Below are 26,918 nucleotides of genomic sequence, written 5' to 3' on the forward strand. Positions count from 1 at the left end.
GACCGTGCGGATCGTCGTCACCAACTGCAACACCACGCAGGAGATGACCGAGGAGATCGTACGAGGTGCCCGGGCCGCCGCAGGCCCGGGCACCTCCGTGACCGGTCTGACCCCGAACTGGGGCCCCGAGTCGGCGGAGGGCTGGCTCGACAGCTACCTCTCGGCCGCGGCCGTCATCGACACACTGCGGACCTACGACGGCCCGCCGTACGACGCGGTGGTCATGGCCGGTTTCGGCGAGCACGGGCGGGAGGGCGTACGGGAGCTGGTGGACGTACCCGTCGTCGACATCACCGAGGCCGCGGCCCACCTGGCCTGTCTGCTGGGCCGCCGCTACGGCGTCGTCACCACCCTGGAGCGGTCGCGCGGGCAGATCGAGGACAGCCTGGAGACGGCCGGCGTGGCTCGCAACTGTGCGGCCGTGACGGGCACCGGACTGGGCGTCCTCGACCTCGCCGGGGACCCCGGGCGCACGGAGGCAGCGTTCCTCGCGGCGGCCGAACGTGCCCGGGACGCCGGCGCCGAGGTCCTGGTCCTCGGCTGCGCCGGGATGACCGGGCTGCAACGTGCGGTGGGGGAGAAGCTCGGGCTTCCGGTGGTCGACGGGGTCGGCGCGGCGGTGAAGCTGGCGGAGTCGCTGGTGGCGCTGGGTCTCACGACCAGCCGGGCGGGCAGTTACGCGAAGCCGCTGCCGAAGCGACGGGCGTGGGGGGGCGGCCCGGTCCGCATAGCGGGCGCGGCCCGATGAACTCACGCCCTTCGGAGCCACGGCAGGGCACGGGCGACGGGGCCGGTACAGGGGGTCAGGGCCGCCAGACGTAGCGCACATCCGGCTCCCGCTCCTCGTTCCCGCTGCCGTCGGTGTACTCGACGGCGACGAAACCGTGCCGCTCGTAGAACCGGTGGGCGGGCTTGTTGACCTGGAACGTCCAGAGCGTGAGCCCCTGCGGGCAGCGCTCCTTGGCCAGCGCGACGAACCGGTCACCGACACCCCGCCCCCGCCACTCGGGGGCCAGGTACAACTGGGACAGCAGGTCCCCCGCGAGCACCATCACGCCCACGACGCGACCGTCCACCTCCGCGAGCCAGGTCTCCCGCTCCGGCACCACGACATCCCGGAAGTACGCACGCACCTCGTCGTCGGAGTGCCCCCGGACGACGGTGGGCAGGGCGGCGGAGTACGACCGCAGCCAGACGTCGGCGACCGCGCCGGCATCCGGTCCGACCGCCCGGCGCAGCACGGCCGCCTCACCCGCGCTCACGCACGCGCCCCGTCGGGCACGACATCCGTGGCCGTGACCCCCACCAGCTGACCGGCGCCGCCGGAGCAGGCCACACCGACGAGCTTCCCCTCGTCGTCCAGCGGAACGGAACCGGGCGGGGACGCGAGCTGCGCGCCGGCCTTGCCGACCGACCCGCGAGAGCAGGCGCGCGGCGGGACGAGTCCCGAGGCGGTGGTGGTGCGTTGGACCACTGGATCTCCTGGAGTGTCCTGGATCAACGACGGACAGCCCCCCGATCGTCCCCCCTCGCCCCAGCGGTCCGCACGCGAATTTCCCTGCGGTTCCTGGAGAGGGCCGCTCGTCGATCTCAAGACGGGTTCCCAAGTGTGCCGGCGTGGGACGACGGGCGGCTCTCCAGGGCCCCGGGGCCGGCTACGCCCCCGGGCCCGTTCCCGTTCGTCGTCTCCCGTTCGTCGTGAAATTGCGTTCATAAAGAACACGGCTCTTCGCCCCACTTGTCACACCTCGGAAATACGAACGGGCCTTTCCGTACGGGAACACGATCTACGGTGGGAACACCGAAGCCGACAACCCGGCCACCGTCGTCCGAAGGCACACCCCGCCCTCGCCCGGACAGGAGCCCCGTGTCCCCTCGTATCGCCCTGCCGCCCTGGCTCGCCCACACCCTGCGCACCCAGCGCGGGCCCGTGCCCTGGAGCGCCGTGACGAGAGGGGCGCTGGCCGCCGGGCCGCTGCTGCTCGCCGCGGTCGTGCTCCACCACACCTCCCTCGGAGTCGTCGCCGCCATCGCCGCGATGCTCGCCGGGGTCAACGACCGGCCGGGCAGCCGACGGGCCGCCGTGCGGCGGCTCGGAGTGCCCGCGGCGGCCGGGGCCGCGGGGCTGCTCGCCGGGACCTACGGCGGCGAGCACCTCACCGCCGTACCCCTGACCCTGCTGCTCACCGGGCTCGGGCTGGTCGCCGGCGGGATGAGCGCCGTCGGGCCGGTCGCCTCCGGGGCCGGGACGCAGTCACTGGTCGCCGCCGCCATCGGCGCCGGGATGCCGGTCGCCGAAGCGGGCTGGCAGCGGGCCCTCGCCTTCCTCGCCGGAGCCGGCTGGCTGCTGGTGCTGCGGCTCGCCCTGCCCACCCCGGGCGCCCTCGCCGGCGACTACCGCTTCGACGGGGAACGGGACGCCGTCGCCGCCGTGTACGACGCCGTCGCCGACCTGCTCGACGCGGTCGGTGGCGAGGCCGCCCTCAGCCGGCGCAAGGCGCTGAGCACCGCGCTCGACCATGCCCAGGACGCGCTCACCGGGCCCCGGTTGCGGCGGTACGCCAGTTCCGCCGCCGAGCGCCGGCTGCACGCGCAGTACGCCGCCGCGCTGCCCCTCGCCGAGGCGGCCACCGCCCTCGCCTGGGCGGAGGAGCCGATATCCGAGCGGGCCGCCGAAGGGCCCCGGCGGCTCGCCGTCGCGGTCCGGGAAACCGGCGGTACCGGGCCGCTGCCCGCGCCGTCCCGGTCGGCGCCCGCCCTGCGCGCCCTCGACGACGCGCTGCTGCGCGCCGCCGAGGCCTTCGACCGGGCCGAGGGCACGGAGCACCGGCCGCCAGCCCGGCGCCGCAGCCCGAAGGAGGTGCTGCGGGCCGCGCTCGGCAGCGGCGGCCGGGAGTACGGACTGCGGGTCGCCCTCTGCTTCGGGGCCAGCGCCGCCATCGCACAGGCCCTGCACCAGGCCCGCTGGTACGGCGAGCACCAGCACTGGTACTGGCTGCCGGTCACCGCCGTCTTCCTCGTCAAGCCCGATCTCGGACCGCTCGCCTCCCGGGTGCTGTGCCGGGCCGCCGGGACCGTGCTCGGCGCCCTCGTCTTCGCCGGCTTCGCCGCCGTACTGCCCCGGCCCGAGGGGCTCATCGCGCTCGTCGCCGTCTGCGGAGCGGCCATCCCGGTGTCCACCCGGCACTTCGCCGCCCAGACCGCCGCCGTGACCGTCCTCGTGCTCGCCCTGGTCATGGTCGGCGGCGAACCGCAGGCCTCCGTCAGCCGCATCGGCGAGACCCTGCTGGCCTGCGCGATCGTGCTGATCGTGGGGCATCTGCCGATGGCCGGGAAACGGGGCGGCGGGGTACGGGCCCGGCTCGCGGCGGCCGGGCGGGCCGCGCACGCCTATCTCGACCACGTACTGAGCGAGTCCGACGACCGCGGCGAACGCTGGGCCCTGCGCCGCGAGGCCTACCGCACCCTCGCCGAGGCCCGCACCACGATCGCCCTCGCCGCCGCCGAACTCCCCGCCCTCGCCCGGCACACCGAGGGCACGGACGCGGTGGCCGCCGTACTCGAACGGCTCGTGGACACGACCACCGCGTGTGCCGTACACCTCGACGAGACAGGGCACCTCACCGCCCGGCACACCCGGCAACTCGAAGACCTCGCAGCCGAGTTGGAGCGCGGCGGGCAACGACTCGGGCTCACGGTGCCGCGGATGCCGGTCGCGGTGTAGGGAACTTCGGCCGCGCCTTCCCCGTCGTCAGCGCCCGAACCGCACACCCCGGTGCGTGGTCCGACCCCGGCGCTCCGAGGCGCTCCGAGGCGCTCCGAGGCGCTTCGAGGCGCTCCGAGGCGCTCCGCCGGGCCGGTACGCGACAGCGGGCAGGACAGGATGCGCGGTTCGGCTCACACGGCCCGACGCCCGTCCCCTACGTTGGGGCGATGAGCTCCGCTCCCGCCGGCCGCGGCTCCACTCCCGCCGACCGTGGTTCGTCGCCTGCCGGTCGTGCTTCCGCTCCCGCCGGCCGTGGTTCGTCGCCTGCCCGTCGTGCTTCCGCTCCCGCCGATCTCGTCATCACCGGCTGCACCGTGCTCACCCACGACGAGCGGGAACGGATCGGCTTCCTGGAGGACGCCTCGATCGTCGTACGGGACGGAGTCGTCGAATCCGTGGGAGCACAGGGCGAGACCGCCGCCGTGGAGCGGATCGACGCGCGCGGGCAGGTCGCCATGCCGGGGCTCGTCAACTGCCACACCCACGCCCCGATGGTCGCGTTGCGCGGACTCGCCGAGGACATGCCGACCGAGGCGTGGTTCAACGACGTCGTGTGGCCCGTCGAGGCCAACCTCACGGAACGGGACGTGGAGCTGGGGGCACGGCTCGCCTGCGCCGAGATGATCCTGGGCGGGGTCACCTGCTTCGCCGACCACTACTTCCACATGGACGCGGTCGCCGCCGTCGTCGCCGAGTGCGGGCTGCGGGCCCACCTGGGCGAGGCGTACTTCTCCTCGCAGGGGCCCGAAGGGCGGGAACGGTCGTTGGAGTTCGCGCTACGGCACCGGGGCGGCGCGGACGGCCGTTGCACCACCGCCCTAGCCCCGCACGCCCCCTACACCGTCACCGACGCGGACCTCGCCGCCACCGCCGAACTCGCCCGTGCCCACGGCCTGCCCGTGCACCTGCACGCCGCCGAGAACCGTGACCAGACCGACACCAGCGTCGCCCGCCACGGCGCCACCCCCATCGAGATCCTGGACCGCGCCGGGCTCCTCGACGCCGAGCTGCTCATCGCCCACGGCACCGGCATCCTCGACCGCGATCTGCCCCTCCTGGAGCGCACCGGCGGCCGTACCGCGGTGGCGACCGCGCCCCGCGGCTACCTGAAGTTCGGCTGGCCCACCACCACCCCGGTACGGGCCCTGAGCGCCGCCGGCGTGCCGGTCGGCCTCGCCACCGACGGCGCCGCCTCCAACAACTCCCTGGACGTATGGGAGTCGATGGCGCTCACCTCGCTGATCCAGAAGTCCAGCGAGGGCGATCCGCGCTGGCTGACCTCCCGGCAGGCCCTGCACCACGCCACGCTGCAGAGCGCGCGGGCCGTCGGGCTCGGCACTCGCATCGGCAGCCTCGCTCCCGGCCGCCGTGCCGACATCGTCCTCGTCGACCTCACCGGGCCGCACACCCAGCCCGTCCACGACCTCGCCGCCACGCTCGTGCACAGCGCCCGCTCCGCCGACGTCCGCACCACGATCGTCGACGGCCGTGTCCTGATGCGCGACCGACAGCTGCTCACCCTCGATGTGCGTGCCGTGGTCGGGGAATTGGAGGAACGGCTGCCCGCCCTCGTCGACCGCTGCCCGGGCCGGCGCATCCAGGAGTACGACACCTGACGGTGACGCCGAAAAGAATCTTCGGCCGCGCCGATGAGTTCTTCTCCCTCCGACGGTCACCACCCGGAACCGACCGTCGTACAGGAGGGCCCATGTCGCTTCCGGAGATCGTCTCGCGTGAGCGGTGGCGTGCCGCGCGTGAGGAGTTACTGCTCAAGGAAGAGGCGCTCACGCGCGCGCGGGACGTGCTCAACGCCGAGCGGCGCCGGCTCCCGATGGTCGAGGTGGACCCCGAGTACGTGTTCGAGGGCGGAGACGGCAAGGTCACCCTGCTCGACCTCTTCGAGGGGCGTGCCCAACTGATCGTCTACCACTTCATGTTCGCCCCGGAGTGGGAGGCCGGCTGTCCCAACTGCTCGGCGTTCCTGGACCAGATCGGCCACCTCGCCCATCTGCGGGCGCGCGGCACGTCGTTCGCGGCGGTGTCCCGGGCGCCGTTCACCAGGATCCTGCCGTTCAAGGCCCGGATGGGCTGGACGCTGCCCTGGTACTCCTCCTACCACAGCGACTTCAACCGCGACTTCGGGGCGACCCTCATGGTCGACGACGAATCGGCCGAACGGCCCGGGATCAGCTGCTTTCTGAGGGAACACGACCGGGTCTTCCACACCTACTCCGCTCACGACCGGGGCCTCGACGGACTCGGCTCGACCAGTTCCCTGCTCGACCTGACGGCACTGGGCCGGGTGCCTGCGGGCAGCGACCGGGTGCGCTATCACGACGAGTACGAGGACTGACACAAGTGGTCACGAAGGTGGCCGAAAGTCAACGGACTCTCACCCTCCGCGCCGGTGACGTGTCGGCTATGTCTCAGTACCGTCACCGGGCGAGCCATTCCTGTTCTCCAGAGCGTTAACTCCAACAAGTACGACGCACTTCTGGAGGTGCAGGATGGTGAACGGGCGAACCGTGCTCGAACGCTTTCCCGCAGGCGGACCGCGAGGATCATGGCCGGCGGAGGAGTTCGCGCACGCGCGGCGACTCGAAGGCATGCCCGCAGAGGTCGTGATGGACCTGGCGACGGACGCGTTCCTGGTCATCGTGCGCGGCGGCGACGGAGCCCAGGGCTAGGCGACGCAGCCCAGGGCTAGGCGACAGAGCCCAGGGCTGGTCGAGGACCGGTCCAGGACAACTCGGGGAACGGTCCGGGCCGGCGGGGAACTGGTCGGGGATCGGGCGGGAACTGGTCGGGGACTGGTCCGGGGTTGGTCGGGGACTGGTCCGGGGTCGGTCGGGGACTGGTCCGGGGTCGGTCGGGGACTGGTCCGGGGTTGGTCGGGGGCCGGGTGCGGGCTAACCCACCTTCCGGGCGGGTACCTTGGCCGTGAACTGGTCCGCCTGGAGCGCGTACAACTCCGCGTAGACACCGCCGTTCGCCAGGAGCTCGTCGGGGGTCCCGGACTCCACGACCCGGCCCTGGTCGAGGACGTGCACCAGATCGGCGTGGCGGACCGACGCCAGCCGGTGGGTGATCAGTACGACGGTCTGGCCGCTGCCCGCCAGCGCACGGATCTTCTCGAAGACCTCCAGCTCGGCCCGGGCGTCCAGGGCGGCCGTCGGCTCGTCCACGATCAGGATGCGCCCGCGCCGGTAGGCGGCCCGCGCGATGCCCAGTCGCTGCCACTGACCGCCGGACAGCTCGTGCCCGCCGCTGAAGTTGCGGGCCAGCAGGGTGTCCAGGCCGCGCGGCAGGTCCGCGACCACCTCCTCCGCGCCCGCCTCCGAGACCGACCTGGTCAGCCGCTCCTCGGTGAGCGGCGCCGACGAACGGCCGACAGCCACGTTGACCTTGGCGGTGAAGGGCCAGCGCTTGAAGTCCTGGGCCACCATCGCGATGCGCTCGGCGAGCCGGTGCCGGTCGGCGCGCGCCGCGTCGACCCCGTCCCACAGGATGCGGCCCCGGTCCGGCTGGTACAGCCCCGCCAGCAGCTTGACCAGCGTGGTCTTGCCGGAGCCGTTCTCGCCGACCAGGGCGACGATCCGCCCGAGCGGGAGTGCGAGGGTGACGTCGTCCAGGGCGGGTCGAGTGGCATCACCCGGATAGGTGAACGTGACGTTCTCGAAGCGGATCTCCCGCGGATCCTCCGGAAGCGGGTCGCCGCCGGTCGGGATGGCCCGCTCGGCCGCCTCGACGTACAGCCGCTCCAGATCACCCACGAACAGCGCCTCCTCGTGGAGCGTGTTGATCTCCAGCACCAGCGTGTTGAGGCTCGCCGAGCCGGTACGGATCGCGATCACCGCCGTACCGGCCACCGACAGGGCCATCGCCCCACTCAGCAGCAGCGCGCCCAGCGTCGCGTACGTGGCGACGGTCGCGAGGCCGGTCCAGGCCGCCGCGATCAGGCCGGTGCGGGCGGCGAGCCGGGCCAGCCGGGCCTGCTCCGCCTCCGCCGTCTCCGACATCGCCCGGAAGTGTCGCAGCAGGAAGGGGCCGACGCCGTGCACCCGGATCTCCGGCGCCGCCTCCGGCTCGGTGAGCAGGGAGCTGATCAGATGGCCTGCGCGGGCGTGCTGCACCCAGGTGTGGAACGACTCGTAGCGGCGCCGGGCGATGGTCAGGGCGCCCCACGCGCTCGGGATCGTCATCGTGATCAGCAGCGGCAGCAGGGCCGGGTGCAGCACCGTCAGCACACCGGCCGCGGCGATCAGCGAGATCATCGCGTTCACCACGCGCGTCCCGTACATGATCATGCGACGGGCGGAGGAGGCGCCGTACTGCGCGGTGTCCAGCAGCTTGTGGAAGGCGTGGTCCTCGATCGCGGCGAGCTCGACGGCCGCCGCCCGCTCCAGGTACATCTCGGTCGCCACCCGCTCGACCTTGGGTTCCAGACGGCCCGTCGCGTAGGTGGACGCGGCGCGCAGCAGGGCGGCCAGGAACATCACGGCGGCCATGATCACCAGGGCCGGGGCGGCACCGCGCAGCCGTTCCTCGATGCTGCCGGTGCCGATCAGCCGGCCCAGCACGCTGTTGACGGCCAGCAGGCTCACGGCCTGGGTCACGCCGATGGCCACCTGCGCGGTGAGCACCACGCGCGCGGCGCCGGCGTCCGCCTGACGGGCCAGCCGCAGGCTGGACATGAGCATCCCGGGCAGACGGGTCAGCATCGCGCGGAGGTCCAGCTCCAGGAAGGCGTCCCGGTGCTGGTTCCATCCCATGTCGTAGCGGAGCGGCCCCCCGAACAGCAGCCGCTCCGACTCCGACACCTCGGACGCCGCCGTGTCCCGCCTCTTCGTCACCGAGTTCCTCCCCAGGGCCGTCGACGAACGGCCACTATCGCGGCCACGGCGTCCCCCGGGCAGGGCGTACGACGGGGCTCGCGGGGCACGGGGGAGTGCGCCGGGGGTGCGGGGTGAGGATGGGGTGGGCCGGGGATGTGCGGGAGGGCCACTCCTGGACCCGCCGGTCTCGTGCCGGTCGGTCTTGCGGCCGTCGGTCTAGCAGCTGTCGGCCTTGCCGCCCGGCGGTTTGAACGCCGGTCGCTCTCCTGCCGGTCGGCTGCACCCGTCGGTCTTGCCGCGGGCGATGTGAACGCCGGTGGCTCTCCTGCCGGTCGGCTGCGCTCATCGGTCTTGCTGCCGGCGGTTTGAACGCCGGTGGCTCTCCTGCCGGTCGGCTGCACCCATCGGTCTTGCCGCGGGTGGTTTGAACGCCGGTGGCTCTCCTGCCGGTCGGCTGCACCCGTCGGCCCTACGCCCCCCGGTCCCGCTCCTCGATCCCGCTCCTCGGTCACGCCCCTCGTTCACGCGCCGCTGTCCGCCGAAGCGGCGCGGCGGTCACGCGCTCAGGGGGCGGGACCACTCCGGTGTCGTCCCCGTCACCCGGCACAGGGCGAGGTACAGCGGTATCGGCGGGGTGTACGGCACCGTGCCCTCGGGGCGGTGGATCAGCCGGGCGGCGCCGGGGAGCGGGGCCCCCGGGCTGTAGTCGGCCGGGGCGGGCCAGCTGAGGGCGTAGTCGGAGTCGGAGGGGACGATCCACCACCAGCGCGTGCCGTCGGCGTACACACAGCCCACCCGCGGCAGCCGGGGTACCACCAGCGGCCCGAGACGCGCAGGTACGGCCACGGCGTCGCAGCCCAGCGGGGTCGTCATGCCCTCGGGCACCGGGACCCGCCGGGCATCGCCCATGGCCGCCGGCCGCTGGCCGCGTTGCAGCCGGACCAGGGTGTCGAGGCCGAGCGACCGGCCGGCACCGGGGACGCCGTTCACGGTCGCCTCCGCCCGGGCACCGGGCGCAGCGCGGCCTCCGGCTGCCCCTCTTCCCCGGAACCGGGCGAGGGACGGTGGACCGGGCTGTGCGCGGGCCCGTGCGACGGGTCGCGCGAAGGACCGCGGGACGAGCCACGCGACGGGCCCGGATCGGGGCGGGCGCCCCATCCCAGGTCGTCGCGGGGTTCGGCGGAGTCCTGGGCGGCATCGGTCCGGCGCGGCAGCTCCGCCCAGACCAGCAGCCCGGGACCGTGCTGCTGAGCCCCCCACGCCTGACACAGCGCCTCGACGAGGAGCAACCCCCTCCCGTGCTCCTCCTCCGGACGCTGTGGGGACGGGTGGGGCTCATCCGGTGAACAGCCCTCGTCCTGCACGGCAATGCGCACCGTGTCGTCGTGGTCGTGCAACTCGCACACGACGCGACTGCTCGCGGTGTGCACGATCGCGTTGGTGACCAACTCGGATATGACGAGTACCGCGGTGTCACAGGTGTCCGCGCAGACCGACCAGCCGGTCAGCCGGGCACGCACCAGGCGTCTCGCCTGGGCGGGGGAACCCGGATGAGCGGCCAACTCGAACCGGAACCGGCGCTCGGCACCGCCCCCACCAGGGGCGACAACCGCGGCAGCGCCGAGACCGAGACGGTCTGCGGCGGCGTCTGTTCCTAAGGGCGGGGACGGAATCACGCTTGCCACTATCGCCCCGCCGTGAACACTTGGCAAGAGTCACTCTGAAAAATGCAGAGTGCTGTGTGACGCGGTGAGGGGCCGTGGCACACTGCTCGCAACAGCATGTCGAGCGGCGCCAGTTGGGATCAGTGAGGATCCGACGGACCGATCCGGCCAATGCGATCGATGCGACTGAAACGGAAGTATCCGGCCGTTCCGGTCAATTCGGTCACCCTGCCCGGTCCGGCCACCCCGTCAGATCTTCGAATGAGTCTTCGAATGGCGCCGCTGGGCTGTCAGCATGCCGCTGACACCTGTAGCCGGGGTGACACCTGTATGTGGCGGCGACCGCGCCGCCGACCAGTGCAAGTGGCGGCCCGGCCAGGGAACTTCGTGGAGGTGGAGCGTGAGCGAGCCGCGGTCCGCGCCGACCGTGGGCCAGGTGGTCCTCGGCCGGCGCCTCCTTGACCTGCGTGAACGCGCCGGGCTCAAGCGTGAGGAGGCCGCCCGTGTGCTCCGCGTGGCTCCCGCCACCGTCCGCCGTATGGAGATGGCCGAGGTCGCCCTCAAGATCCCGTACCTCCAACTGCTCCTGAAGGCCTACGGGGTGACCGACGACGAGGCCGACGTCTTCGTCCGGCTCGCCGAGGAGGCCAACCAGCCCGGCTGGTGGCAGCGGTTCCATGACATCCTGCCCGGCTGGTTCTCCATGTACGTCAGCCTGGAGGGCGCGGCCGGCCTGATCCGCTCCTACGAGCCGCACTTCGTCCCCGGGCTGCTGCAGACCGAGGACTACGCGCGCGGGGTGCTGAAGTCGGGAGCCGTCGGCCAGACCCAGCCGGAGGAGATCGAGCGCCATGTCGCCCTGCGCATGCAGCGCCAGGATCTGCTCACCCGTGACGACGCCCCCCGCTTCTGGGCCGTGATGGACGAGACCGCCCTGCGCCGCCCGGTCGGGGGCCCGGAGGTGATGCGCGCGCAGATCGACCGGCTGCTAGAGGTCACGAAGCTGCCCAATGTGACGCTCCAGGTCGCCCCGTTCACGAGCGGGCCGCATCCGGGGACGTACGGGCCCTTCGTGCTGTTCCGATTCGCCATGCCCGAACTGCCGGACATGGTCTACAGCGAGTACCTGACCGGCGCCGTCTACCTTGACGCGCGCACCGAGGTGGCGACCCACCTCGAGGTCATGGACCGCATGGCGGCGCAGGCCGCTACGGCACAACGCACGAAGGAGATCCTCCGGGATCTCCGCAAGGAGCTGTGAATGGATCGCATCAAACCCCAGTCCGGGCCACGGAACCGCACCGAGCGGATCTATAACGGCATGCCCGCCCGGGATCTGGGCAGCGAGGGCTGGCACAAGCCGTGGAGCGGCGGCAACGGCGGCAACTGCCTGGAGGCGATGAAGCTGGCCGACGGCCGGATCGCCGTCCGCCAGTCGACCGACCCCGACGGACCGGCGCTGATCTACACCACGGACGAGATGACGGCCTTCATCGAGGGCGCCAAGGCGGGGGAGGCCGACTTCCTGCTCTCCTGAAACTGCTGCTTTTTCTTGTTCAACTTCTTTGTAATGGTGCTGAATTGATCATCGACCCTGTCGGACGCTTACGGAGTGCCTCGTGATCGACACCAGCAAGGCGCATCCCGCGCGGATGTACGACTGGTATCTCGGCGGTAAGGACAACTACCCGGTCGACGAGGAAATGGGCAGGCAGATGCTGGCCCTCGACCCCCGGGTGCCGGTGATGGCCCGGGTCAACCGCGCCTTCATGCACCGCGCCACCCGGTGGCTGGCCGAGCAGGGCGTACGGCAGTTCCTGGACATCGGGACGGGCATCCCGACCGAGCCCAACCTGCACCAGATCGCCCAGGGCGTCGCACCCGACACCCGGGTCGTCTACTGCGACAACGACCCGATCGTGCTGGCCCACGCGGCCGCCCTGCTGCGCGGCACGCCCGAGGGTGCGACGGAGTACCTCCAGGCCGACGTGCGTGACCCGGCGTCGATCGTCGCCGGCGCGCGCGAGGTCCTGGACCTCGACCGCCCGGTCGCGCTGTCGCTCGTCGCGCTGCTGCACTTCGTCCCCGATGAGGACGGGGCGCACGAGCTGGTCGGCCGGCTGCTCGCCGAACTGCCGTCCGGCAGCTACCTGACGATGACCCATGCCACCGCCGACTTCACCCCGGAGGAGTCGGCGGCGGCCACCGCGAAACTCAAGGCGGCCGGAGTCACCCTGGCGCTGCGCTCCCGGCAGGAGTTCGGGCGCTTCTTCGACGGCCTGGACCTGGTCGACCCCGGTGTCTCGGTGGTCCACCACTGGCATCCGGAACTGGGCGAGCCGGTGCCGGGGCAGGACGACGGGGTGATCCCGGGCTACGGCGCGGTGGGGCGCAAACCGTAACGGCCTCTTCGGCCCCTGTCAGAGCCACGACCACAGGCCGGCCTGGGCCAGAGTCATGACCACAGGCCGGCCTGGGCCAGAGTCACGACCACAGGCCGGCCTGGGCCGGACCACGACCACAGGCTGATCCAGTCAGAGCCGCGACCACAGGCGCCGGGGTGCGTCCACCAGGCGGCTGACGGCCACCATGGTCGGGCGTTCGCCGTCCCGCAGCCTACGGCGGCCGTCCGCATCCCGCGCTCTCACCTACACGGTCATCGGCCGGTCGTACGGTGATATCGGCGCCGGCAGCTGCGAACTCCCCGTCAGATATCGGTCGACGGCCGCCGCCACCGCCCGCCCTTCCGCGATCGCCCAGACGATGAGCGACTGCCCGCGCGCCGCGTCCCCGGCGGCGAAGACACCGGGCACGTTCGTGGTGAACTCCACGTCCCGGGCGATCGTCCCGCGCGGTTCCATCACCAGTCCCAGCTGGTCGATGAGCCCGTCCTCCCGGTCGGGGCCCGAGAAACCGAGCGCGAGCAGCACCATGTCGGCGGGCAGTGTCCGGCCGGTCCCGTGCAGCGGCTGCCGCGCCGCGTCCACCTCCGTCAGGTGCAGGGACCGCACATGCCCGCTCCCGTCGCCGGTGAAGCGGAGCGTCGACGCCGCGAACAACCGCGCGTCCGCGTGCGCGTCGGGCGCCGTCTCCAGGTCCCGCGCCTCCTCGTGCGCAGCCGACAGCCGGTAGATCTTCGGATACGTCGGCCACGGCTCGACGTCCTCGTCCCGCTCCGCCCCCGGCTGCGCGTAGATGTCCAGCTGGGTCACCGACGCGGCCCGCTCCCGCACCGCCGTCCCCAGACAGTCCGCCCCCGTGTCACCCCCGCCCACGATCACCACGTGCCTGCCGGCCGCCGACATCGGCGAGTGGGCCAGATCCCCCTCGCCCACCCGGTTGGACAGCGGCAGATACTCCATCGCCTGGTGTATCCCGTCCAACTCCCGACCCGGCACCGGAAGTTCCCGCCACGCCGTGGCCCCGGTCGCGATCACCACCGCGTCGTACCGCGTCCGCAGTTCCGCCGCCCCGATGTCCCGCCCCACCGTCACCGACGTACGGAACTTCGTCCCCTCGGCCCGCATCTGCCCCAGCCGCCGCTCCAGATGGTGTTTCTCCATCTTGAACGAGGGGATGCCGTACCGCATCAGCCCGCCCAGCCGGTCGTCCTTCTCGTACACGGCGACGGTGTGGCCGGCGCGGGTCAGCTGCTGCGCCGCCGCGAGGCCGGTCGGACCGGACCCGATCACCGCCACGGTCCGCCCGGACAGCCGCTCCGGCGGCCGCGGCGAGGCGAACCCCTCCGCCCAGGCCCGGTCGGCGATGGCGCACTCGACGTTCTTGATCGTGACGGCCGGCTGGTTGATGGCGAGCACGCACCCCGCCTCGCACGGCGCCGGGCACAGCCTCCCCGTGAACTCGGGGAAGTTGTTCGTCGCGTGCAGCCGGTCGCCCGCCGCCCGCCAGTCCTCCCGTGACACCAGGTCGTTCCACTCGGGGATCAGGTTGCCCAGCGGACACGCGTCGTGGCAGAACGGCACCCCGCAGTCCATGCAGCGGTCCGCCTGCTTGCTGATGATGGGCAGCAGCGCGCCGGGGACGTACACCTCGTCCCAGTCCCGGACCCGCTCCTCGACCGGCCGCCGCGGCCACTCCTCCCGCGGCGTGGTCATGAAACCCTTGGGATCGGCCATGGTCGACTTCCTCGCGTGCGACTGCCCGAGGCCATGCGTCATCGGGCGGCACTCTTTCGGCCACGATACGTCCGCGCGGTCGTGCCCGCAGAGTGGCTGACAGCACCATCTGCGGGGGTTTCCCCAGCCGGGAGCCAGCCGGGAGCCAGCCGGGAGCCAACCGGGAGCCAACCGGCGGCCAGTCGGGTGTCAGTTTTCTCCCACGTCTCCCTCAGGACAGGGCCAGTACATAGGTGATCGTCGCCGCGGCCGACGCGAGGGTGCGCACATGGTTCCACCGCGTCCACTCGCGCACATACGACGGCCAGTAGGAGGCGGCCTCCGGGGTGCCCGGCTCCAGCGAGGCCAGCGCCTCGTTCCGGGGCACGTTCGCCACCAGGGTCAGCCCGAACGAACCGGACAGATACAGCGCGCTGCCCAGCAGCAGCTCCGTCTTCCCCTCGTCCGGCCACACCACGAACGTCACCACCGCGATCAGCGCGCACAGCACCGCCGACCCGGCGAACAGCAGCATGAACGCGGGGATCACCGCGGCCCGGTTGATCGCGTTCATCGCCGCGACCCCCTGCGCCGGCGGCAACGCGGCCAGCCCGCGCATCACGAAGGCCGAGAACCCGCAGAACACCCCCGCCACCAGCCCGGTCCCCAGTACACCCAGCAGGACCAGCACGTAATACGGCCCGTCGATCACAACCACCACACTCACTCCCGCCCCTCGCCTCGGACACCGCCGCCATTCAAGTCATTGCCCACGCCCGCCCTGCCCGGCTACCTACCTGCTCACCTCCCGTCCCCGGCCTTGCCAGACCGGCTGTACCGCCCGGCCCCCGTGCCCGGCCTCGTCAGACCGGCTGTACTGCACGGCCCCCGTCCCCGGCCTCGTCAGACCGGCTGTAGTACTGCCCGGCCTCCCGTGCTCGGTCTCCTCCGGCCGGCTGGTCCGCCCGGTGTCAGCCGGTGAGGCGGATCTCCACCCCGGCCTCCCATTCCCGCAGGACCGCCTCCACCGTCCTCGCGATCCGCCGCCGCGCCTCGTACCGCGGCACCCCGCCCATCAGCAGCTGGTCGTACGGCGTGTCCACATGCCGCACCCCCGCCACCACCGCCGAGACCACCGCCCCCTCCGTGAGCGCCCGCCCGGCCCTGGTGCGCCCCACCCGCCCGCTGCCCCGCACCGACGCGTGCGCCGCGATCGCCCGGGCCCGCTCCACCGGGCAGCCCGGGAACAGACGCAGGATCTCCGCCGCGAAGGCCTCCGTGAACCGCACGTCCTCCACCGCCCGCCGCCTGGCGTCCCGCGCCCGGCGCCGCCGCCGCGCCTCGGCATCGGCCAGACACCGCGCCTCGGCCCGGGCCAGTGCGGCCTCCTCGACGAGGACGCCCTGTCGTTCGTACCGGCTCTTGCGCCGGTTGAACCGCACCACCACCGCCGACAGCGTGCTCTCCTCCCGCGACCGCCGGGTCAGCGCGGTGTCGCCACGCGGCAGGAACAGCAGATGCCCGAGATCGGCGCACTCCAGGCACCGCGGTGCCCCGTCCTCCAGCACCAGCATCGACAACGGTCCCCGCCGGCAGGCCGCACACCGCTTGTGCCGAAGCGGCTGCACCACCAGAAGTCCACCGTGGTGAGGGGGAGTTGCGAGGCGCGTCATATGCGGTTCTTTCCCCTTCCGAGCCGGGGATCTCACGTCCGTACGTCGGCGGGCACACGACGTGCGGTTCGGTCCGGAGCGGGAGTACGACCCGGGCCTTCGGTCGTTCCCGCGGCTCGGGGGCCGGGCATCCCGGCGAACCTCACCGGAGTGCCCCGGCCCCGGCAGGGCCGCCGCCCGGGCCGCGCGGCATCATGACCCCGTGCGACTCGAAGCGATCACCTGGGACCGGCTCGCCGAGCGCCTCGCCGAGCGGCTGGCCGAGCTGAAGCCCGCCGACGGGGGTGCCTGGCCGCGTGTCGCTCTCGACGGCGCCCCGGCGGCCCGGCCCGGGGACCTTGCGGAGCGCGTCGCGGAGGCGTTGCGCCTGCGGGGCCGGCCTTCGCTCGTCGTGGGCGCCGAGGGCTTCCTGCGCCCCGCCTCGCTGCGTCTGGAACACGGTCGCCGCGACGCGGAGTCGTACTACGGCGGCTGGTTCGACACCAACGCCCTGTGGCGGGAGGTGTTCGGCCCCCTCGACCCCGGCGGGACCGGACGTGTCCTGCCCGACCTGTGGGACCCGGCCACCGACCGGGCCACCCGCAGCCCCTACGTCCAACTCCCGCCCGGTGGCCTCCTGTTGCTGCACGGACCGCTGCTGTTGCGGCACTGGTTCCCGTTCGACCTGACCGTCCACCTCCTGCTGTCTCCCGGCGCCCTGCGCCGCCGTACGCCCGAGTCCGAGCACTGGACCCTCCCCGCCTTCGAGCGCTACGAAGCCGAGACCGACCCCGCCAGCACGGCCGACGTCCTGGTCCGCGCCGACGACCCCCGGCACCCGGCGTGGAACGGCTGAGCGTCCCGCGGCAGGTCCCGCCGCCCGCTCGCATCGGCTGAGCGTCCCGCGGCCGCCCCGCCGCCCCGCTCGCACGGGCTGATTCGGCGAACCGCTTTTATATGTGCATGCATGTAACTAGCCTGGTCGCATGCCGACCTCCTCGAACGCCCCCGCCACTTTCGACGACTCCGTCCGGGCCCTCCTCGACGGCAGGAACTTCGCCAGTGTCGCCACCCTCGGCCCCGACGGTGCCCCGCAGAACTCGGTGGTCTGGATCAAACGCGAGGGCGACACCGTGCTGTTCTCCTCCACAGACGGTCGCCAGAAGGTGCGCAACCTCCGCCGTGACCCCCGCGTCAGCCTCACCGTCTTCGACCTGGCCGACCCCTACCGCTCGGCCGAGATCCGCGGCACCGCCGAGATCCTCCCGGACGAGGCCAAGCGGCTCCCCTTCGAGCTCTCCCACAAATACCTCGGCATCGACCCGCCCGCGGAGAAGGACGACGAGGTGCGCGTGATCATCAGGGTCGTACCGCGCCGGGTCATCGCCTTCTCGGCCTGAGGCCGCCCACGGGGCGTGGGGGCCCCGGTCCCTGGTGTTGCCCGTCGTGGGGCTCAGAGCCAGCCGTTGCGGCGGAAGCCCCGGTACAGCACCAGACAGGCCAGGGATATGACGCCGATGACGAGCGGGTAGCCGAACCGCCAGTGCAGCTCCGGCATGTGGTCGAAGTTCATGCCGTACACCCCGCACACCATCGTCGGCACGGCGATCACCGCGGCCCACGCCGTGATCTTCCGCATGTCCTCGTTCTGGGCGACCGTCACCTGCGCCAGATGCGCCTGGAGAATGGAGTTGAGCAGTTCGTCGAAGGACGCGATCTGTTCCTTGGCCCGCATCAGGTGGTCGAGCACGTCCCGGAAGTATGCCTGTATCTCCGGGGCGATCACCCGTATCGGCCGGGTCGTCAGCTCCTCCATGGGCCTGCCCAGCGGCACCACCGCCCGCTTCAGCTCCAGGAGTTCACGCTTCATCTGGTAGATCCGCCCCGGGTCGGCCCGCGCGCCGTTCTCCGCGAACACGTCCGCCTCGACCTGGTCGATGTCGGCCTGCACCGCGTCCGTGACGTTCAGATAGTCGTCGACCACATGGTCCGCGATCGCGTGCAGCACCGCCGCGGGGCCCTTGGCGAGCTGGTTCGGCGTCGCCTCCAGTTCCTCGCGCAGCGGCCCCAGCGAGCCGTGCCGGCCGTGCCGCACCGTGATCACGAAGTCCTCGCCGACGAACACCATGATCTCGCCCGTGTTCACGACCTCACTGGTCGCCGTCAGCTTCTCGTGCTCGACATAACAGACCGTCTTGAACACCGCGAACAGCGTCTCGCCGTACCGCTCCACCTTGGGGCGCTGATGGGCCTCGACCGCGTCCTCCACGGCCAGCGGGTGCAGATCGAACAGCTCGGCTATGCCCGCGAACTCGCTGTCCGTCGGCTCGTGCAGCCCCAGCCAGACGAACCCCTCGCCCTTCTTGCGCACCCGCTCCACTGCCGAGTAGAGATCACTGCACTCGGGGACCCGCGCACCGGCCTCGTACGTCACGCAGTTGACCACCGAGGAGCCCAGCGGGGACCGCGCGTGATGGTTGAGGTCGACGCGGGGCCGCCGCCGGGCCAGCCGCGCCACCTTGCGCAGACCGCCGGCCCTGCCCAGCCCCGTGACCTTCCGCAGATTCCCTGCCATCGTCATACGGATCTCCTTGCCTGGATCCCCTCGCGCAACGCTTCCGTGCCCTGCCGGGCAAGTGTGCCAGCCCGGCGTGAGACACGGGTAAGCCTGTGTGAGCAGCGAGTTCCGGTTGGTTCCCGCCTGTGGACAACCTGGCTGGCCGCGCCCGGCAACCCGGTCAACGGGGATGATCCCTTCATGACACAAGCGGACGGATATCTCCTCGACAACCGCCAGAGCGAGGCCGCGCAGCGCTTCGACGCCTTCGCCGCCCTCTTCGACCCCACCACCTTCCGGCACCTCGAGGCATTGGGCATCGGACCGGGCGGGCGTTGCTGGGAGGTCGGGGCCGGCGGCACGTCGGTGGTGTCCTGGCTGGCCAGGAAGGTCGGACCGACCGGCCACGTCGTCGCCACCGACATCGACACCTCGCTGCTCGCCACGGCCGCCCACGCGCCGGTCGAGGTCCGCACCCACGACGTCGGCACCGAGGAGCCGCCGGGGGAGGGCTTCGACCTGGTGCACGCCCGGCTCGTGCTGGTCCATGTCCCGGACCGGGAACATGCGTTGCGCGCCATGATCAAGGCCCTGCGCCCCGGCGGACGGCTGCTGATCGAGGACGCCGACCCCGCCCTCCAGCCGCTCACCTGCCCCTACGAGTACGGCCCCGAGCAGCGGCTCGCCAACCGCCTGCGCCAGGGCTTTCGCACACTCCTCGCCGAACGCGGCGCCGACCTGTCGTACGGGCGCAAACTCCCGCGGCTGCTCCGCGAGGCCGGGCTGCACCAGGTGGAGGCCGACGCCTACTTCCCCGTCGCCTCGCCCGCCTGCACCGCCCTGGAGTCCGCGACGGTCCGGCAGATCCGCGGCCGGCTGGTCACCGCGGGTCTGGCCACCGACGAGGAGATCGACCAGCACCTCGCCAACGTGACGGCGGGCGGCATGGACCTCGCCACGGCCCCGATGATCTCGGCATGGGGCCACAAGCAGTAGGCCCACCGGACAGGGCGCCGGACCGCTGCTTCCGGCCGGGGTGCCGTGTCAGCCGTGGACGGGCGGTCTGGCGCCCACACGTTCCACCGCCCTCGCGCCCGCCCCGCAGCCCCGTGCCGCCGCTTCCCCGGGATCCGCGCCGGCGAGCAGCGCCGCGAGGAACGCCCCGGTGAAGGCGTCACCTGCGCCCGTGGTGTCCCGTGGCGTCGCCGGTTCGGCCGGGACCCGCGCGAGGACGCCACCCGCCTCGGCGAGCAGCGCGCCGTCCGCCCCCGCCTTGGCCACCACCAGCGGCACACGGTGGCTCAACGCGGCCGCCGCGTCGGCCGGATCTGACAACCCCGTCAACAGACAGGCCTCGTCACGGCTCGGCAGGAGGACGTCCACGCCTTCGACGAGCGCCAGGAAGCGGTCCACGCCCAGCGCCACGATGAACCCGGCCGACGCCGGATCCAGGCTCACCGGCACGCCACGCGCGCGTGCCGACGTCAGGGCCACCGCCACCAGTGCCCGGCTCGGCTCGGAGAACAGCAGATAACCCGACAGATGCAGCCGGGCGACCCCGTCGAGCAACGCGTCCGACCAGTCGGCGGGCTCCAACCGCAGCGACGCCCCGCTGTCCGTGAGAAAGGTGCGCTCGGCCGAGTCGCCGTTGTCGACCAGGCAGATGACCGTCCCCGTCGCGGCCTCCGGGTCCACCACGAGCCGTGGCCGCACCCCGGCCGCGACCAGCTCCCGCCGGTGCCACTCGGCCGCGTCCGCGCCGACCCGCCCCAGCAACCGTACGTCCGCACAGCCCGCACGGGCGGCCCAGCAGGCCACGTTGGCGCCCGCTCCGCCGGGCACGGTCCGTATCGCGGCGGCCGTGTCCGTGCCGGCCGCGAGCGGTCCCCGGTGCCGCGCGACGACATCGGTGACGACGTCCCCGACGACCAGCAGCGCACCCTCTCCGGCAGCCGTCACCCCCTGGCCCACGCCGACGCGATCCGCGCCGCCAGCCGTACGTTGCCGCGCACGGCCGCCAGGTTGGCCTCCAGCGAGGCGCCGTCCGTGTGCCGGACCAGATAGTCGAGCAGGAACGGCGTGACCCCCTGACCGGTGATCCCCTCCTCGTCGCACGCCTGCAGCGCGTCGGCGAGCACCCGCGCGTGCAGTGCGGGATCGAGCTGCTCCGCCTCCGGGACCGGATTCGCGACGATCAGTGAGGTGTCCGCCGCGTCGAGCGCGTCCTGCGCCCGCATGACCTCCGCGACCTGCGCCGGAGTCGCCAGCGTCCAGTCGACCGGGTAACCGGAGTCGGACAGATAGAAGCCGGGGAAGCGGTCCGTGCCGTAACCGGCCACCGCCACACCCAGGGTCTCCAGACGCTGCAGGGTCGCCGGCACGTCCAGGATCGACTTCACGCCCGCACACACCACCGTGATCCGGGTGCGCGCCAGCAGACCCAGATCGGCGGACTCGTCCTGGGTGACCGTCCACTCCCGGTGCACCCCGCCGAGACCGCCCGTCGCGAACACCCGGATGCCGGCCAGCGCCGCAAGCTGCGCCGTCGCCGACACGGTGGTCGCCCCGCTCGCCCCCGCCGCCACGGCGAGCGGCAGGTCGCGGTGGCCCAGCTTGCGGATCCCGTCCTCGTTGGCGACCCGCTCCAACTGGTCCTTGTCCAGGCCGACATGGGGCCGTCCGTCCAGGACCGCGATGGTCGCGGGTACGGCGCCCTCGTGCCGTACCGCCTCTTCCAGCTCGAGCGCCACCAGGAGGTTGCGCGGGCGCGGCAGCCCGTGCGCGATGATCGTGGACTCCAGGGCCACCACTGCCCGGCCCGCGCCGAGCGCCTCACGGACCTCTTCCGACACCACCAGCACCACGCGCCTGCCTCCTGTCCGTCGGTCTTCCCTCATCTCTGGCGGGCGGCACACCCGGTTAAACGCCTGCGGCCTGTGCCGGACGCCACCAGCCCGTGCCGCATGACGAAGAACATGGCGCGTCTGGACCGTGTCGTCCTCGGGGCCGCCGATCCGGTCGCCGCGGCCGGCTTCCACGAGCGGACGCTCGGCCTGGAGCCATTGCGGCTGGCCGATCTCACCGCGGGAAAGGTGTCCTTGCCCTCCGTGCGTGTCAGCGAGGAGACGATCCTCGACCTCGCGCCGTACACCCTTGCCGAACGCAAACGGGCGTCCCCCGGCGCGGCCGGCCACCCGATGGACCACATCTGTCTGTGCCTGCCGTCCGATGCGTTCGACGCCCTGAGCGGCTGCCTCGCCGAGCACGCCGTCCCATGACCGACATCGGCCATGGCTCCTTCAACGCCCGCGGGAAGGCCCCGCGCGACTTCTACTTCCGCGACCCGGACGGCGACGTCACAGAGGTCCGGCACTACGACTGACCGCCGCTCCCGCCGGGGCGCCTCAGAACAGCGGCTCGGGCAGCACGCCCTCCAGGGCGAGCAGCTTCCGCTTGGTCTCCAGACCGCCGCCGAACCCGCCGATGCCGCCGTCGCTCTCCACCACCCGGTGACACGGCACGACGACCGGCAGCGGATTGGCACCCATGGCCGCGCCCACCGCCTGCGCCCCGCCGGGCTGCCCGACCCGCCCGGCCAGGTCCCCGTATCCGACCACGGTGCCATAAGGGACGCCGGCGGCCAGTTCACGCAGCACCTGCCGGTTGAAACCGGAGATCAGCGACCAGTCCAGCGGCAGGTCGAAGTCCTGCCGCTCACCCGCGAAGTACGCCCGCAGCTGGCGTATCGCCTCGGCCAGCACGGGTGCCGCGGCATCCTCGACGGGCTCGGCGCCCAGCCGGGCCGCCAGCCGCTCCAGAGTCCGCTCCCGCACCGCGTCCGTGGCGTGGAACACCACGGTGACCAGGCCCTCACGGGTCGCCGCCAGCAGCAGCGGACCGATGTCGGTGCCCACGACGGCCCACACCACCCGCTGCCCGTACTGCCCTTCGCTGTCCATGCGACCCACCGTACGACCCGCCACTGACAACGCCGGCCCGTCCTGCCGTGCTCAGCCCGCGCGCAGCGCGGCCCGCACCACGTCCGGCTTGTTGGTGATGAGCCCGTCGACGCCGTAGCCGACGGCCTTCCAGGTGGTGGCCGCGTCGTCCACCGTCCAGGTGAAGACCCGCAGCGGCGTGCCGTGCGGGCCCTCCAACGAGTGCACGGAGGAGACATAACCGGCGGAGATCGACCCCACCGACGGGTTGATCAGGTCCGTGAAGCGCGCGTACCGCTGCAGGGCCGACACGGGCGGTGTGCCGAGATAGCCGGTCGTCACGGCGGGCCTGAGACCGTGCACGACGCGCAGACTGTCCGCGCTGAAGCTCTGCACGACGATCCGGCCGAGATGCGGGCCGTCCAGCCAGCCCTCGTTTCCCAGCAGCTTGACGATCTGCTGCTCGATGCCCGGGTACAGCTCCGGGTTCTTGATCTCCAGGAGCAGTTTCTCGTGGTTGTGCTCGATCCTGCGCATGTACTGCGCCAGCGTGGGCACGCGCGTGCCTGTGTACGAGGAGGAGAACCAGCTGCCCGCGTCCAGCCGGGCGATCTCGGCGGCGGTGAAGTCCTTCACCTTCCACGGCGCCCGGCCGGGAAAGACCTGTTCGACGTTCGTGGTGCGCGCAAGGCTGTCGTCGTGGAGAACCACCAGCCGGCCGTCCCTGGTGCGCTGGACGTCGTTCTCGACCCAGGTGAAGCCCAGCGCGGCCGCCTTGTCGACGGCGGCCAGCGTGTTCTCGGGGGCGTAGGCGGAGGCGCCCCGGTGCGCGAGCACCGTGGGCTCGCGTACGTCGCCGGCCCGGGCGGCGGGCACGGGGCTCAGCAGGGCGGCCGTGCCCAGCAGCGCGGTGGTCGTGGCGGTGACGGCACGCGCGTGCATGTGTGCTCCTCACGTCGGACGAATACGGACAGCACAAGACTGACAGCAGGGAGTCAACAGCAGCCGGGTGCGGGATGGCCACAGATTGAATGGAGTTACCCAAGGCCGCTCACTGGTGCCGCACAACTGCGGCAAAGCCGTGTTTCTTTGCCGGAAAATCGTTCGACCATTCCGGTGCGGGTCATACTCTCTGCGTCAACCCTGACCGCTCGGGCGGTCCTGGGACGGGGGCGCATATCAAATATTCCGGGACGCAAAGGGTGAAGGGCAGCCACGTATGCAGGGCACGGTCGACGGATTCAGCTACGGGGTCGTCACCCCGCTGGTGGCCTATGTGATGGCCTGCCTCGGCGGTGCCCTCGGACTGCGCTGCACGACCCGGGCGATGCTGGTGGCCCAGTCCTGGCGGCCCGCCTGGCTCGCCCTGGGGGCGGCAGCGATCGGCTCCGGCATATGGACCATGCACTTCGTCGCCATGATGGGGTTCAGCGTCAGGGAGACGCCGGTCCACTACGACAAGACGATCACCTTTGCGAGCCTCGGCCTCGCCATCGTCATGGTGGGTGTCGGGATCTTCATAGTCGGCTACCGGGGTGCCACCGGAACCGCGCTCTTCACGGGCGGCACGATCACCGGCCTGGGCATCGCCTCGATGCACTACCTCGGCATGGCCGGCCTGCGCCTCAACGGGACCCTGGGGTACAACACGCTCACCGTGGGCGCGTCGGTCGTGATAGGGGTCGTGGCCGCCACCTCGGCCCTGTGGGCGGCCGGGCAGATCCGTGGCTTCCTGTGGAGCGTCGGCGCGAGCCTCGTGATGGGACTCGCCGTCAGCGGCATGCACTACACGGGGATGGCCGCCATGACCGTCCATCTCCACAACACCGGTGGCACACCCCCCGGCGACTCGCCCGCCTCCCTGCTCGCCCCCATGCTGATCGGCCCGCTGGCCTTCCTCTGCCTCGCGGCCGTCGTCGTGGTGTTCGACCCCATGATGATCATCGGCAGGCCCGACCGGCTCCGCGTGGAGCACAAGCCGGGCGTCCCGGCCGACGAGGTCACCCACCACCCCAGCCGCCGCCCGCAGCTGCGCATCGGCCGCCAGCAGAGCCACCACAGCTCCCGCACTCCGCAGAATCGCTGATCAGAGCCGGTTGTCAGTGCGGGGTCGTACGGTGGAACCCATGCGGCCCGTTTCCCACATCGAACGCACGGTGGCGCCCTTCGAGGTCGTCAGCCCGTACCAGCCCAGCGGCGACCAGCCGGCGGCCATCGCCGAGCTGGCCAAGCGCGTCGAGGCCGGTGAGAAGGACGTCGTCCTCCTCGGCGCGACCGGCACCGGCAAGTCCGCCACCACGGCGTGGATGATCGAGAAGCTCCAGCGCCCCACCCTGGTGATGGCGCCGAACAAGACGCTGGCCGCCCAGCTGGCCAACGAGTTCCGCGAGCTCCTCCCGAACAACGCGGTCGAGTACTTCGTCTCGTACTACGACTACTACCAGCCCGAGGCGTACGTCCCGCAGTCGGACACCTACATCGAGAAGGACTCCTCGATCAACGAGGAGGTCGAGCGGCTGCGCCACTCTGCCACCAACTCGCTGCTCACCCGCCGCGACGTCATCGTGGTCGCCTCCGTGTCCTGCATCTACGGCCTCGGCACACCGCAGGAGTACGTCGACCGGATGGTCCCGCTGCGGGTCGGCGACGAGATCGACCGCGACCTCCTGCTGCGCCGCTTCGTCGACATCCAGTACACGCGCAACGACGTGGCGTTCAGCCGGGGCACCTTCCGTGTCCGCGGCGACACCATCGAGATCTTCCCGGTCTACGAGGAGCTCGCCGTCCGCATCGAGATGTTCGGCGACGAGATCGAGGCGCTGTCCACGCTGCACCCGCTGACCGGCGAGATCATCAGCGACGACCAGCAGCTGTACGTCTTCCCGGCCTCCCACTACATCGCGGGTCCCGAGCGCCTGGAGCGGGCCGTCAACGACATCGAGAAGGAGATGGCGGAGCGCCTCGCGGAGCTGGAGAAGCAGGGCAAGCTCCTGGAGGCCCAGCGGCTGCGCATGCGCACCACCTACGACATCGAGATGCTCCGCCAGATCGGCACCTGCTCCGGCGTGGAGAACTACTCGATGCACTTCGACGGCCGCTCGCCCGGCTCTCCGCCCAACACCCTGCTCGACTACTTCCCGGACGACTTCCTCCTCGTCATCGACGAGTCGCATGTCACCGTGCCGCAGATCGGCGCCATGTACGAGGGCGACGCCTCCCGCAAGCGCACCCTCGTGGACCACGGCTTCCGGCTGCCCTCCGCCCTGGACAACCGCCCCTTGAAGTGGGAGGAGTTCCAGGAGCGCATCGGGCAGGCCGTGTATCTGTCGGCGACCCCGGGCACCTACGAGCTGTCCCGCGGGGACGGCGTCGTCGAGCAGATCATCCGCCCCACCGGTCTCGTCGACCCTGAGGTCGTCGTCAAGCCCACCGAGGGCCAGATCGACGACCTGGTGCACGAGATCCGCAAGCGCACCGAGAAGGACGAGCGCGTCCTCGTCACCACCCTCACCAAGAAGATGGCCGAGGACCTCACCGACTACTTCCTGGAACTCGGCATCCAGGTGCGCTATCTGCACAGCGACGTCGACACCCTGCGACGCGTCGAGCTGCTGCGTGAGCTGCGCTCCGGCGAGTACGACGTCCTGGTCGGCATCAACCTGCTGCGTGAGGGCCTCGACCTGCCCGAGGTGTCCCTGGTGGCCATCCTCGACGCCGACAAGGAGGGCTTCCTGCGCTCCGGCACCTCACTGATCCAGACCATCGGCCGCGCGGCGCGCAACGTCTCCGGCCAGGTCCACATGTACGCCGACAAGATCACCCCGGCGATGGAGCGGGCCATCGACGAGACCAACCGCCGCCGGGAGAAGCAGGTCGCCTACAACACGGCCAACGGCATCGACCCGCAGCCGCTGCGCAAGAAGATCAACGACATCGTCGCGCAGATCGCCCGCGAAGAGGTGGACACCGAGCAACTGCTCGGCTCGGGCTATCGCAAGCAGAAGGACGGCAAGGCGGCCAAGGCCCCCGTTCCGGCCCTGGGCGACAAGGCGGCCAAGGGCGCGAAGGCCGGCAAGACGGCCAAGGGCAAGGCGAAGGAGACGGTGCCGACCGACCGTCCGGCGGCCGAACTCGCCGAGCAGATCGAGGAGATGACGGAACGCATGCGTGCCGCCGCCGCGGATCTGCAGTTCGAGATCGCGGCCCGGCTGCGTGACGAGGTCTCCGAGATGAAGAAGGAACTGCGCCAGATGAGGGAGGCGGGCCTGGCCTGAACCCCGAGCCGCCGCCGGACCCTGGCAGGGGCGCGAAGTGTTGCAACACCGACACAAACCGCGGGCCGGGGTTCGGCACTGTCAGCGGCGCTGCATAGGGTTTTGGACAACCGCGCA

Annotated in this window: 26 protein-coding genes and 1 pseudogene; 14 read left to right on the forward strand and 13 right to left on the reverse strand. The window is 71.8% G+C overall.

From position 1 onward, the window contains the following. Window positions 1-4 precede the first annotated feature (4 nt). Complete coding sequence (locus ACWDGI_RS25930) at window positions 5-748, forward strand: aspartate/glutamate racemase family protein (RefSeq protein ID WP_450762801.1); 744 nt, start codon at window positions 5-7, stop codon at window positions 746-748. Between the two features lie 55 nt (window positions 749-803). Here the strand turns inward: ACWDGI_RS25930 and ACWDGI_RS25935 are convergent, their stop codons facing one another. Next, window positions 804-1,262, reverse strand: coding sequence for an N-acetyltransferase family protein (locus tag ACWDGI_RS25935; RefSeq protein WP_450762802.1), 459 nt, complete (start codon window positions 1,260-1,262; stop codon window positions 804-806). Continuing rightward, the gene (locus ACWDGI_RS25940; protein ID WP_450762804.1) at window positions 1,259-1,474 is read right to left on the reverse strand and encodes a hypothetical protein; all 216 of its coding nucleotides are present in this window, start codon (window positions 1,472-1,474) and stop codon (window positions 1,259-1,261) included. Before ACWDGI_RS25940 ends, ACWDGI_RS25935 begins: the two co-directional genes overlap by 4 nt. A gap of 393 nt (window positions 1,475-1,867) precedes the next feature. Here ACWDGI_RS25940 and ACWDGI_RS25945 point away from each other — a divergent pair, with 393 nt between their 5' ends. From ACWDGI_RS25945 to ACWDGI_RS25960, 4 genes are all read left to right on the forward strand, one after another. After that, window positions 1,868-3,724: an FUSC family protein gene (locus ACWDGI_RS25945; RefSeq protein WP_450762806.1), complete on the forward strand. Its 1,857-nt coding sequence runs from the start codon at window positions 1,868-1,870 to the stop codon at window positions 3,722-3,724. A 209-nt stretch (window positions 3,725-3,933) separates the two neighbouring features. Further along, a complete protein-coding gene (locus ACWDGI_RS25950) occupies window positions 3,934-5,382 on the forward strand; it encodes an amidohydrolase (protein ID WP_450762808.1) in 1,449 nt (482 codons plus the stop codon). Window positions 5,383-5,474: 92 nt separating this feature from the next. Beyond that, window positions 5,475-6,119, forward strand: a complete 645-nt coding sequence (locus ACWDGI_RS25955; RefSeq protein ID WP_450762810.1) for a DUF899 domain-containing protein — start codon at window positions 5,475-5,477, stop codon at window positions 6,117-6,119. A 154-nt stretch (window positions 6,120-6,273) separates the two neighbouring features. Then, window positions 6,274-6,453 carry a hypothetical protein gene (locus tag ACWDGI_RS25960; protein WP_450762812.1) on the forward strand — a complete coding sequence of 60 codons (180 nt, stop codon included), beginning with the start codon at window positions 6,274-6,276 and terminating at the stop codon, window positions 6,451-6,453. A gap of 222 nt (window positions 6,454-6,675) precedes the next feature. On the opposite strand, the gene ACWDGI_RS25965 is transcribed toward ACWDGI_RS25960, so the two are convergent. From ACWDGI_RS25965 to ACWDGI_RS25975, 3 genes are all read right to left on the reverse strand, one after another. After that, window positions 6,676-8,538, reverse strand: a complete 1,863-nt coding sequence (locus ACWDGI_RS25965) for an ABC transporter ATP-binding protein (RefSeq protein ID WP_450763205.1) — start codon at window positions 8,536-8,538, stop codon at window positions 6,676-6,678. A gap of 618 nt (window positions 8,539-9,156) precedes the next feature. Next, window positions 9,157-9,591 carry a hypothetical protein gene (locus ACWDGI_RS25970; RefSeq protein WP_450762814.1) on the reverse strand — a complete coding sequence of 145 codons (435 nt, stop codon included), beginning with the start codon at window positions 9,589-9,591 and terminating at the stop codon, window positions 9,157-9,159. Next, window positions 9,588-10,163, reverse strand: coding sequence for an ATP-binding protein (locus tag ACWDGI_RS25975; protein ID WP_450762816.1), 576 nt, complete (start codon window positions 10,161-10,163; stop codon window positions 9,588-9,590). Before ACWDGI_RS25975 ends, ACWDGI_RS25970 begins: the two co-directional genes overlap by 4 nt. 502 nt (window positions 10,164-10,665) lie before the next feature. On the opposite strand from ACWDGI_RS25975, the gene ACWDGI_RS25980 reads away from it, so the two are divergent. The 3 genes from ACWDGI_RS25980 (at window position 10,666) to ACWDGI_RS25990 (ending at window position 12,667) form a co-directional block, all read left to right on the forward strand. Next, window positions 10,666-11,526 (forward strand): helix-turn-helix domain-containing protein, encoded by an 861-nt coding sequence (locus ACWDGI_RS25980; RefSeq protein WP_450762818.1) that lies wholly within the window; start codon window positions 10,666-10,668, stop codon window positions 11,524-11,526. After that, on the forward strand, window positions 11,527-11,802 hold the full coding sequence (locus tag ACWDGI_RS25985) for a DUF397 domain-containing protein (RefSeq protein WP_123978005.1): 276 nt from the start codon (window positions 11,527-11,529) through the stop codon (window positions 11,800-11,802). Between the two features lie 82 nt (window positions 11,803-11,884). Further along, window positions 11,885-12,667 (forward strand): SAM-dependent methyltransferase, encoded by a 783-nt coding sequence (locus ACWDGI_RS25990; RefSeq protein WP_450762820.1) that lies wholly within the window; start codon window positions 11,885-11,887, stop codon window positions 12,665-12,667. A 246-nt stretch (window positions 12,668-12,913) separates the two neighbouring features. On the opposite strand, the gene ACWDGI_RS25995 is transcribed toward ACWDGI_RS25990, so the two are convergent. The 3 genes from ACWDGI_RS25995 to ACWDGI_RS26005 all read right to left on the reverse strand — a co-directional run bounded on the left by ACWDGI_RS25995 (window position 12,914) and on the right by ACWDGI_RS26005 (window position 16,053). Then, window positions 12,914-14,401 carry a glutamate synthase subunit beta gene (locus ACWDGI_RS25995; protein WP_450762821.1) on the reverse strand — a complete coding sequence of 496 codons (1,488 nt, stop codon included), beginning with the start codon at window positions 14,399-14,401 and terminating at the stop codon, window positions 12,914-12,916. 211 nt (window positions 14,402-14,612) lie between these two features. After that, window positions 14,613-15,092, reverse strand: coding sequence for an anthrone oxygenase family protein (locus ACWDGI_RS26000; RefSeq protein WP_450763207.1), 480 nt, complete (start codon window positions 15,090-15,092; stop codon window positions 14,613-14,615). A 259-nt stretch (window positions 15,093-15,351) separates the two neighbouring features. Then, on the reverse strand, window positions 15,352-16,053 hold the full coding sequence (locus ACWDGI_RS26005; protein ID WP_450762823.1) for a DUF2293 domain-containing protein: 702 nt from the start codon (window positions 16,051-16,053) through the stop codon (window positions 15,352-15,354). 202 nt (window positions 16,054-16,255) lie between these two features. On the opposite strand from ACWDGI_RS26005, the gene ACWDGI_RS26010 reads away from it, so the two are divergent. Further along, window positions 16,256-16,888, forward strand: a complete 633-nt coding sequence (locus tag ACWDGI_RS26010) for a uridine kinase (protein WP_450762825.1) — start codon at window positions 16,256-16,258, stop codon at window positions 16,886-16,888. Window positions 16,889-17,018: 130 nt separating this feature from the next. After that, window positions 17,019-17,432: a PPOX class F420-dependent oxidoreductase gene (locus ACWDGI_RS26015; protein WP_450762827.1), complete on the forward strand. Its 414-nt coding sequence runs from the start codon at window positions 17,019-17,021 to the stop codon at window positions 17,430-17,432. Window positions 17,433-17,485: 53 nt separating this feature from the next. On the opposite strand, the gene corA is transcribed toward ACWDGI_RS26015, so the two are convergent. Continuing rightward, window positions 17,486-18,613, reverse strand: coding sequence for a magnesium/cobalt transporter CorA (corA, locus tag ACWDGI_RS26020; RefSeq protein WP_450762829.1), 1,128 nt, complete (start codon window positions 18,611-18,613; stop codon window positions 17,486-17,488). A gap of 177 nt (window positions 18,614-18,790) precedes the next feature. Here corA and ACWDGI_RS26025 point away from each other — a divergent pair, with 177 nt between their 5' ends. Then, window positions 18,791-19,585 carry a methyltransferase domain-containing protein gene (locus tag ACWDGI_RS26025; protein WP_450762830.1) on the forward strand — a complete coding sequence of 265 codons (795 nt, stop codon included), beginning with the start codon at window positions 18,791-18,793 and terminating at the stop codon, window positions 19,583-19,585. A 48-nt stretch (window positions 19,586-19,633) separates the two neighbouring features. Here the strand turns inward: ACWDGI_RS26025 and ACWDGI_RS26030 are convergent, their stop codons facing one another. Together ACWDGI_RS26030 and ACWDGI_RS26035 are read right to left on the reverse strand one after the other, a co-directional pair. Further along, complete coding sequence (locus ACWDGI_RS26030) at window positions 19,634-20,548, reverse strand: carbohydrate kinase family protein (RefSeq protein WP_450762832.1); 915 nt, start codon at window positions 20,546-20,548, stop codon at window positions 19,634-19,636. Further along, window positions 20,545-21,453 carry a pseudouridine-5'-phosphate glycosidase gene (locus ACWDGI_RS26035; RefSeq protein WP_450762834.1) on the reverse strand — a complete coding sequence of 303 codons (909 nt, stop codon included), beginning with the start codon at window positions 21,451-21,453 and terminating at the stop codon, window positions 20,545-20,547. The genes ACWDGI_RS26030 and ACWDGI_RS26035 overlap by 4 nt, the downstream gene beginning before the upstream one ends. A gap of 99 nt (window positions 21,454-21,552) precedes the next feature. Here ACWDGI_RS26035 and ACWDGI_RS26040 point away from each other — a divergent pair. Beyond that, window positions 21,553-21,971, forward strand: a pseudogene (locus ACWDGI_RS26040) (VOC family protein). Between the two features lie 22 nt (window positions 21,972-21,993). On the opposite strand, the gene ACWDGI_RS26045 reads toward ACWDGI_RS26040, so the two are convergent. Both ACWDGI_RS26045 and ACWDGI_RS26050 read right to left on the reverse strand, forming a co-directional pair. Beyond that, complete coding sequence (locus ACWDGI_RS26045) at window positions 21,994-22,548, reverse strand: methylated-DNA--[protein]-cysteine S-methyltransferase (protein WP_450762836.1); 555 nt, start codon at window positions 22,546-22,548, stop codon at window positions 21,994-21,996. A gap of 51 nt (window positions 22,549-22,599) precedes the next feature. Then, the gene (locus ACWDGI_RS26050) at window positions 22,600-23,469 is read right to left on the reverse strand and encodes a glycerophosphodiester phosphodiesterase (protein ID WP_450762838.1); all 870 of its coding nucleotides are present in this window, start codon (window positions 23,467-23,469) and stop codon (window positions 22,600-22,602) included. Between the two features lie 277 nt (window positions 23,470-23,746). Here ACWDGI_RS26050 and ACWDGI_RS26055 point away from each other — a divergent pair, with 277 nt between their 5' ends. Together ACWDGI_RS26055 and uvrB are read left to right on the forward strand one after the other, a co-directional pair. Further along, window positions 23,747-24,613, forward strand: coding sequence for an MHYT domain-containing protein (locus ACWDGI_RS26055; protein WP_450762840.1), 867 nt, complete (start codon window positions 23,747-23,749; stop codon window positions 24,611-24,613). A gap of 40 nt (window positions 24,614-24,653) precedes the next feature. Further along, window positions 24,654-26,801: an excinuclease ABC subunit UvrB gene (uvrB, locus tag ACWDGI_RS26060; RefSeq protein ID WP_450762842.1), complete on the forward strand. Its 2,148-nt coding sequence runs from the start codon at window positions 24,654-24,656 to the stop codon at window positions 26,799-26,801. The last annotated feature ends 117 nt before the right edge of the window (window positions 26,802-26,918 follow it).

This window comes from Streptomyces sp. NPDC001220 (assembly GCF_053597895.1).

What these genes read in the sequence shown, in the direction of transcription:
- ACWDGI_RS25950 (WP_450762808.1), top strand. Translation starts at nt 3,934, where the DNA reads ATGAGCTCCGCTCCCGCCGGCCGCGGCTCCACTCCCGCCGACCGTGGT.
- ACWDGI_RS25955 (WP_450762810.1), top strand. Translation starts at nt 5,475, where the DNA reads ATGTCGCTTCCGGAGATCGTCTCGCGTGAGCGGTGGCGTGCCGCGCGT.
- ACWDGI_RS25960 (WP_450762812.1), top strand. Translation starts at nt 6,274, where the DNA reads ATGGTGAACGGGCGAACCGTGCTCGAACGCTTTCCCGCAGGCGGACCG.
- ACWDGI_RS25965 (WP_450763205.1), bottom strand. Translation starts at nt 8,538, where the DNA reads ATGGGATGGAACCAGCACCGGGACGCCTTCCTGGAGCTGGACCTCCGC.
- ACWDGI_RS25985 (WP_123978005.1), top strand. Translation starts at nt 11,527, where the DNA reads ATGGATCGCATCAAACCCCAGTCCGGGCCACGGAACCGCACCGAGCGG.
- ACWDGI_RS25995 (WP_450762821.1), bottom strand. Translation starts at nt 14,401, where the DNA reads ATGGCCGATCCCAAGGGTTTCATGACCACGCCGCGGGAGGAGTGGCCG.
- ACWDGI_RS26005 (WP_450762823.1), bottom strand. Translation starts at nt 16,053, where the DNA reads ATGACGCGCCTCGCAACTCCCCCTCACCACGGTGGACTTCTGGTGGTG.
- ACWDGI_RS26015 (WP_450762827.1), top strand. Translation starts at nt 17,019, where the DNA reads ATGCCGACCTCCTCGAACGCCCCCGCCACTTTCGACGACTCCGTCCGG.
- corA (WP_450762829.1), bottom strand. Translation starts at nt 18,613, where the DNA reads ATGACGATGGCAGGGAATCTGCGGAAGGTCACGGGGCTGGGCAGGGCC.
- ACWDGI_RS26025 (WP_450762830.1), top strand. Translation starts at nt 18,791, where the DNA reads ATGACACAAGCGGACGGATATCTCCTCGACAACCGCCAGAGCGAGGCC.
- ACWDGI_RS26045 (WP_450762836.1), bottom strand. Translation starts at nt 22,548, where the DNA reads ATGGACAGCGAAGGGCAGTACGGGCAGCGGGTGGTGTGGGCCGTCGTG.
- ACWDGI_RS26050 (WP_450762838.1), bottom strand. Translation starts at nt 23,469, where the DNA reads ATGCACGCGCGTGCCGTCACCGCCACGACCACCGCGCTGCTGGGCACG.
- ACWDGI_RS26055 (WP_450762840.1), top strand. Translation starts at nt 23,747, where the DNA reads ATGCAGGGCACGGTCGACGGATTCAGCTACGGGGTCGTCACCCCGCTG.
- uvrB (WP_450762842.1), top strand. Translation starts at nt 24,654, where the DNA reads ATGCGGCCCGTTTCCCACATCGAACGCACGGTGGCGCCCTTCGAGGTC.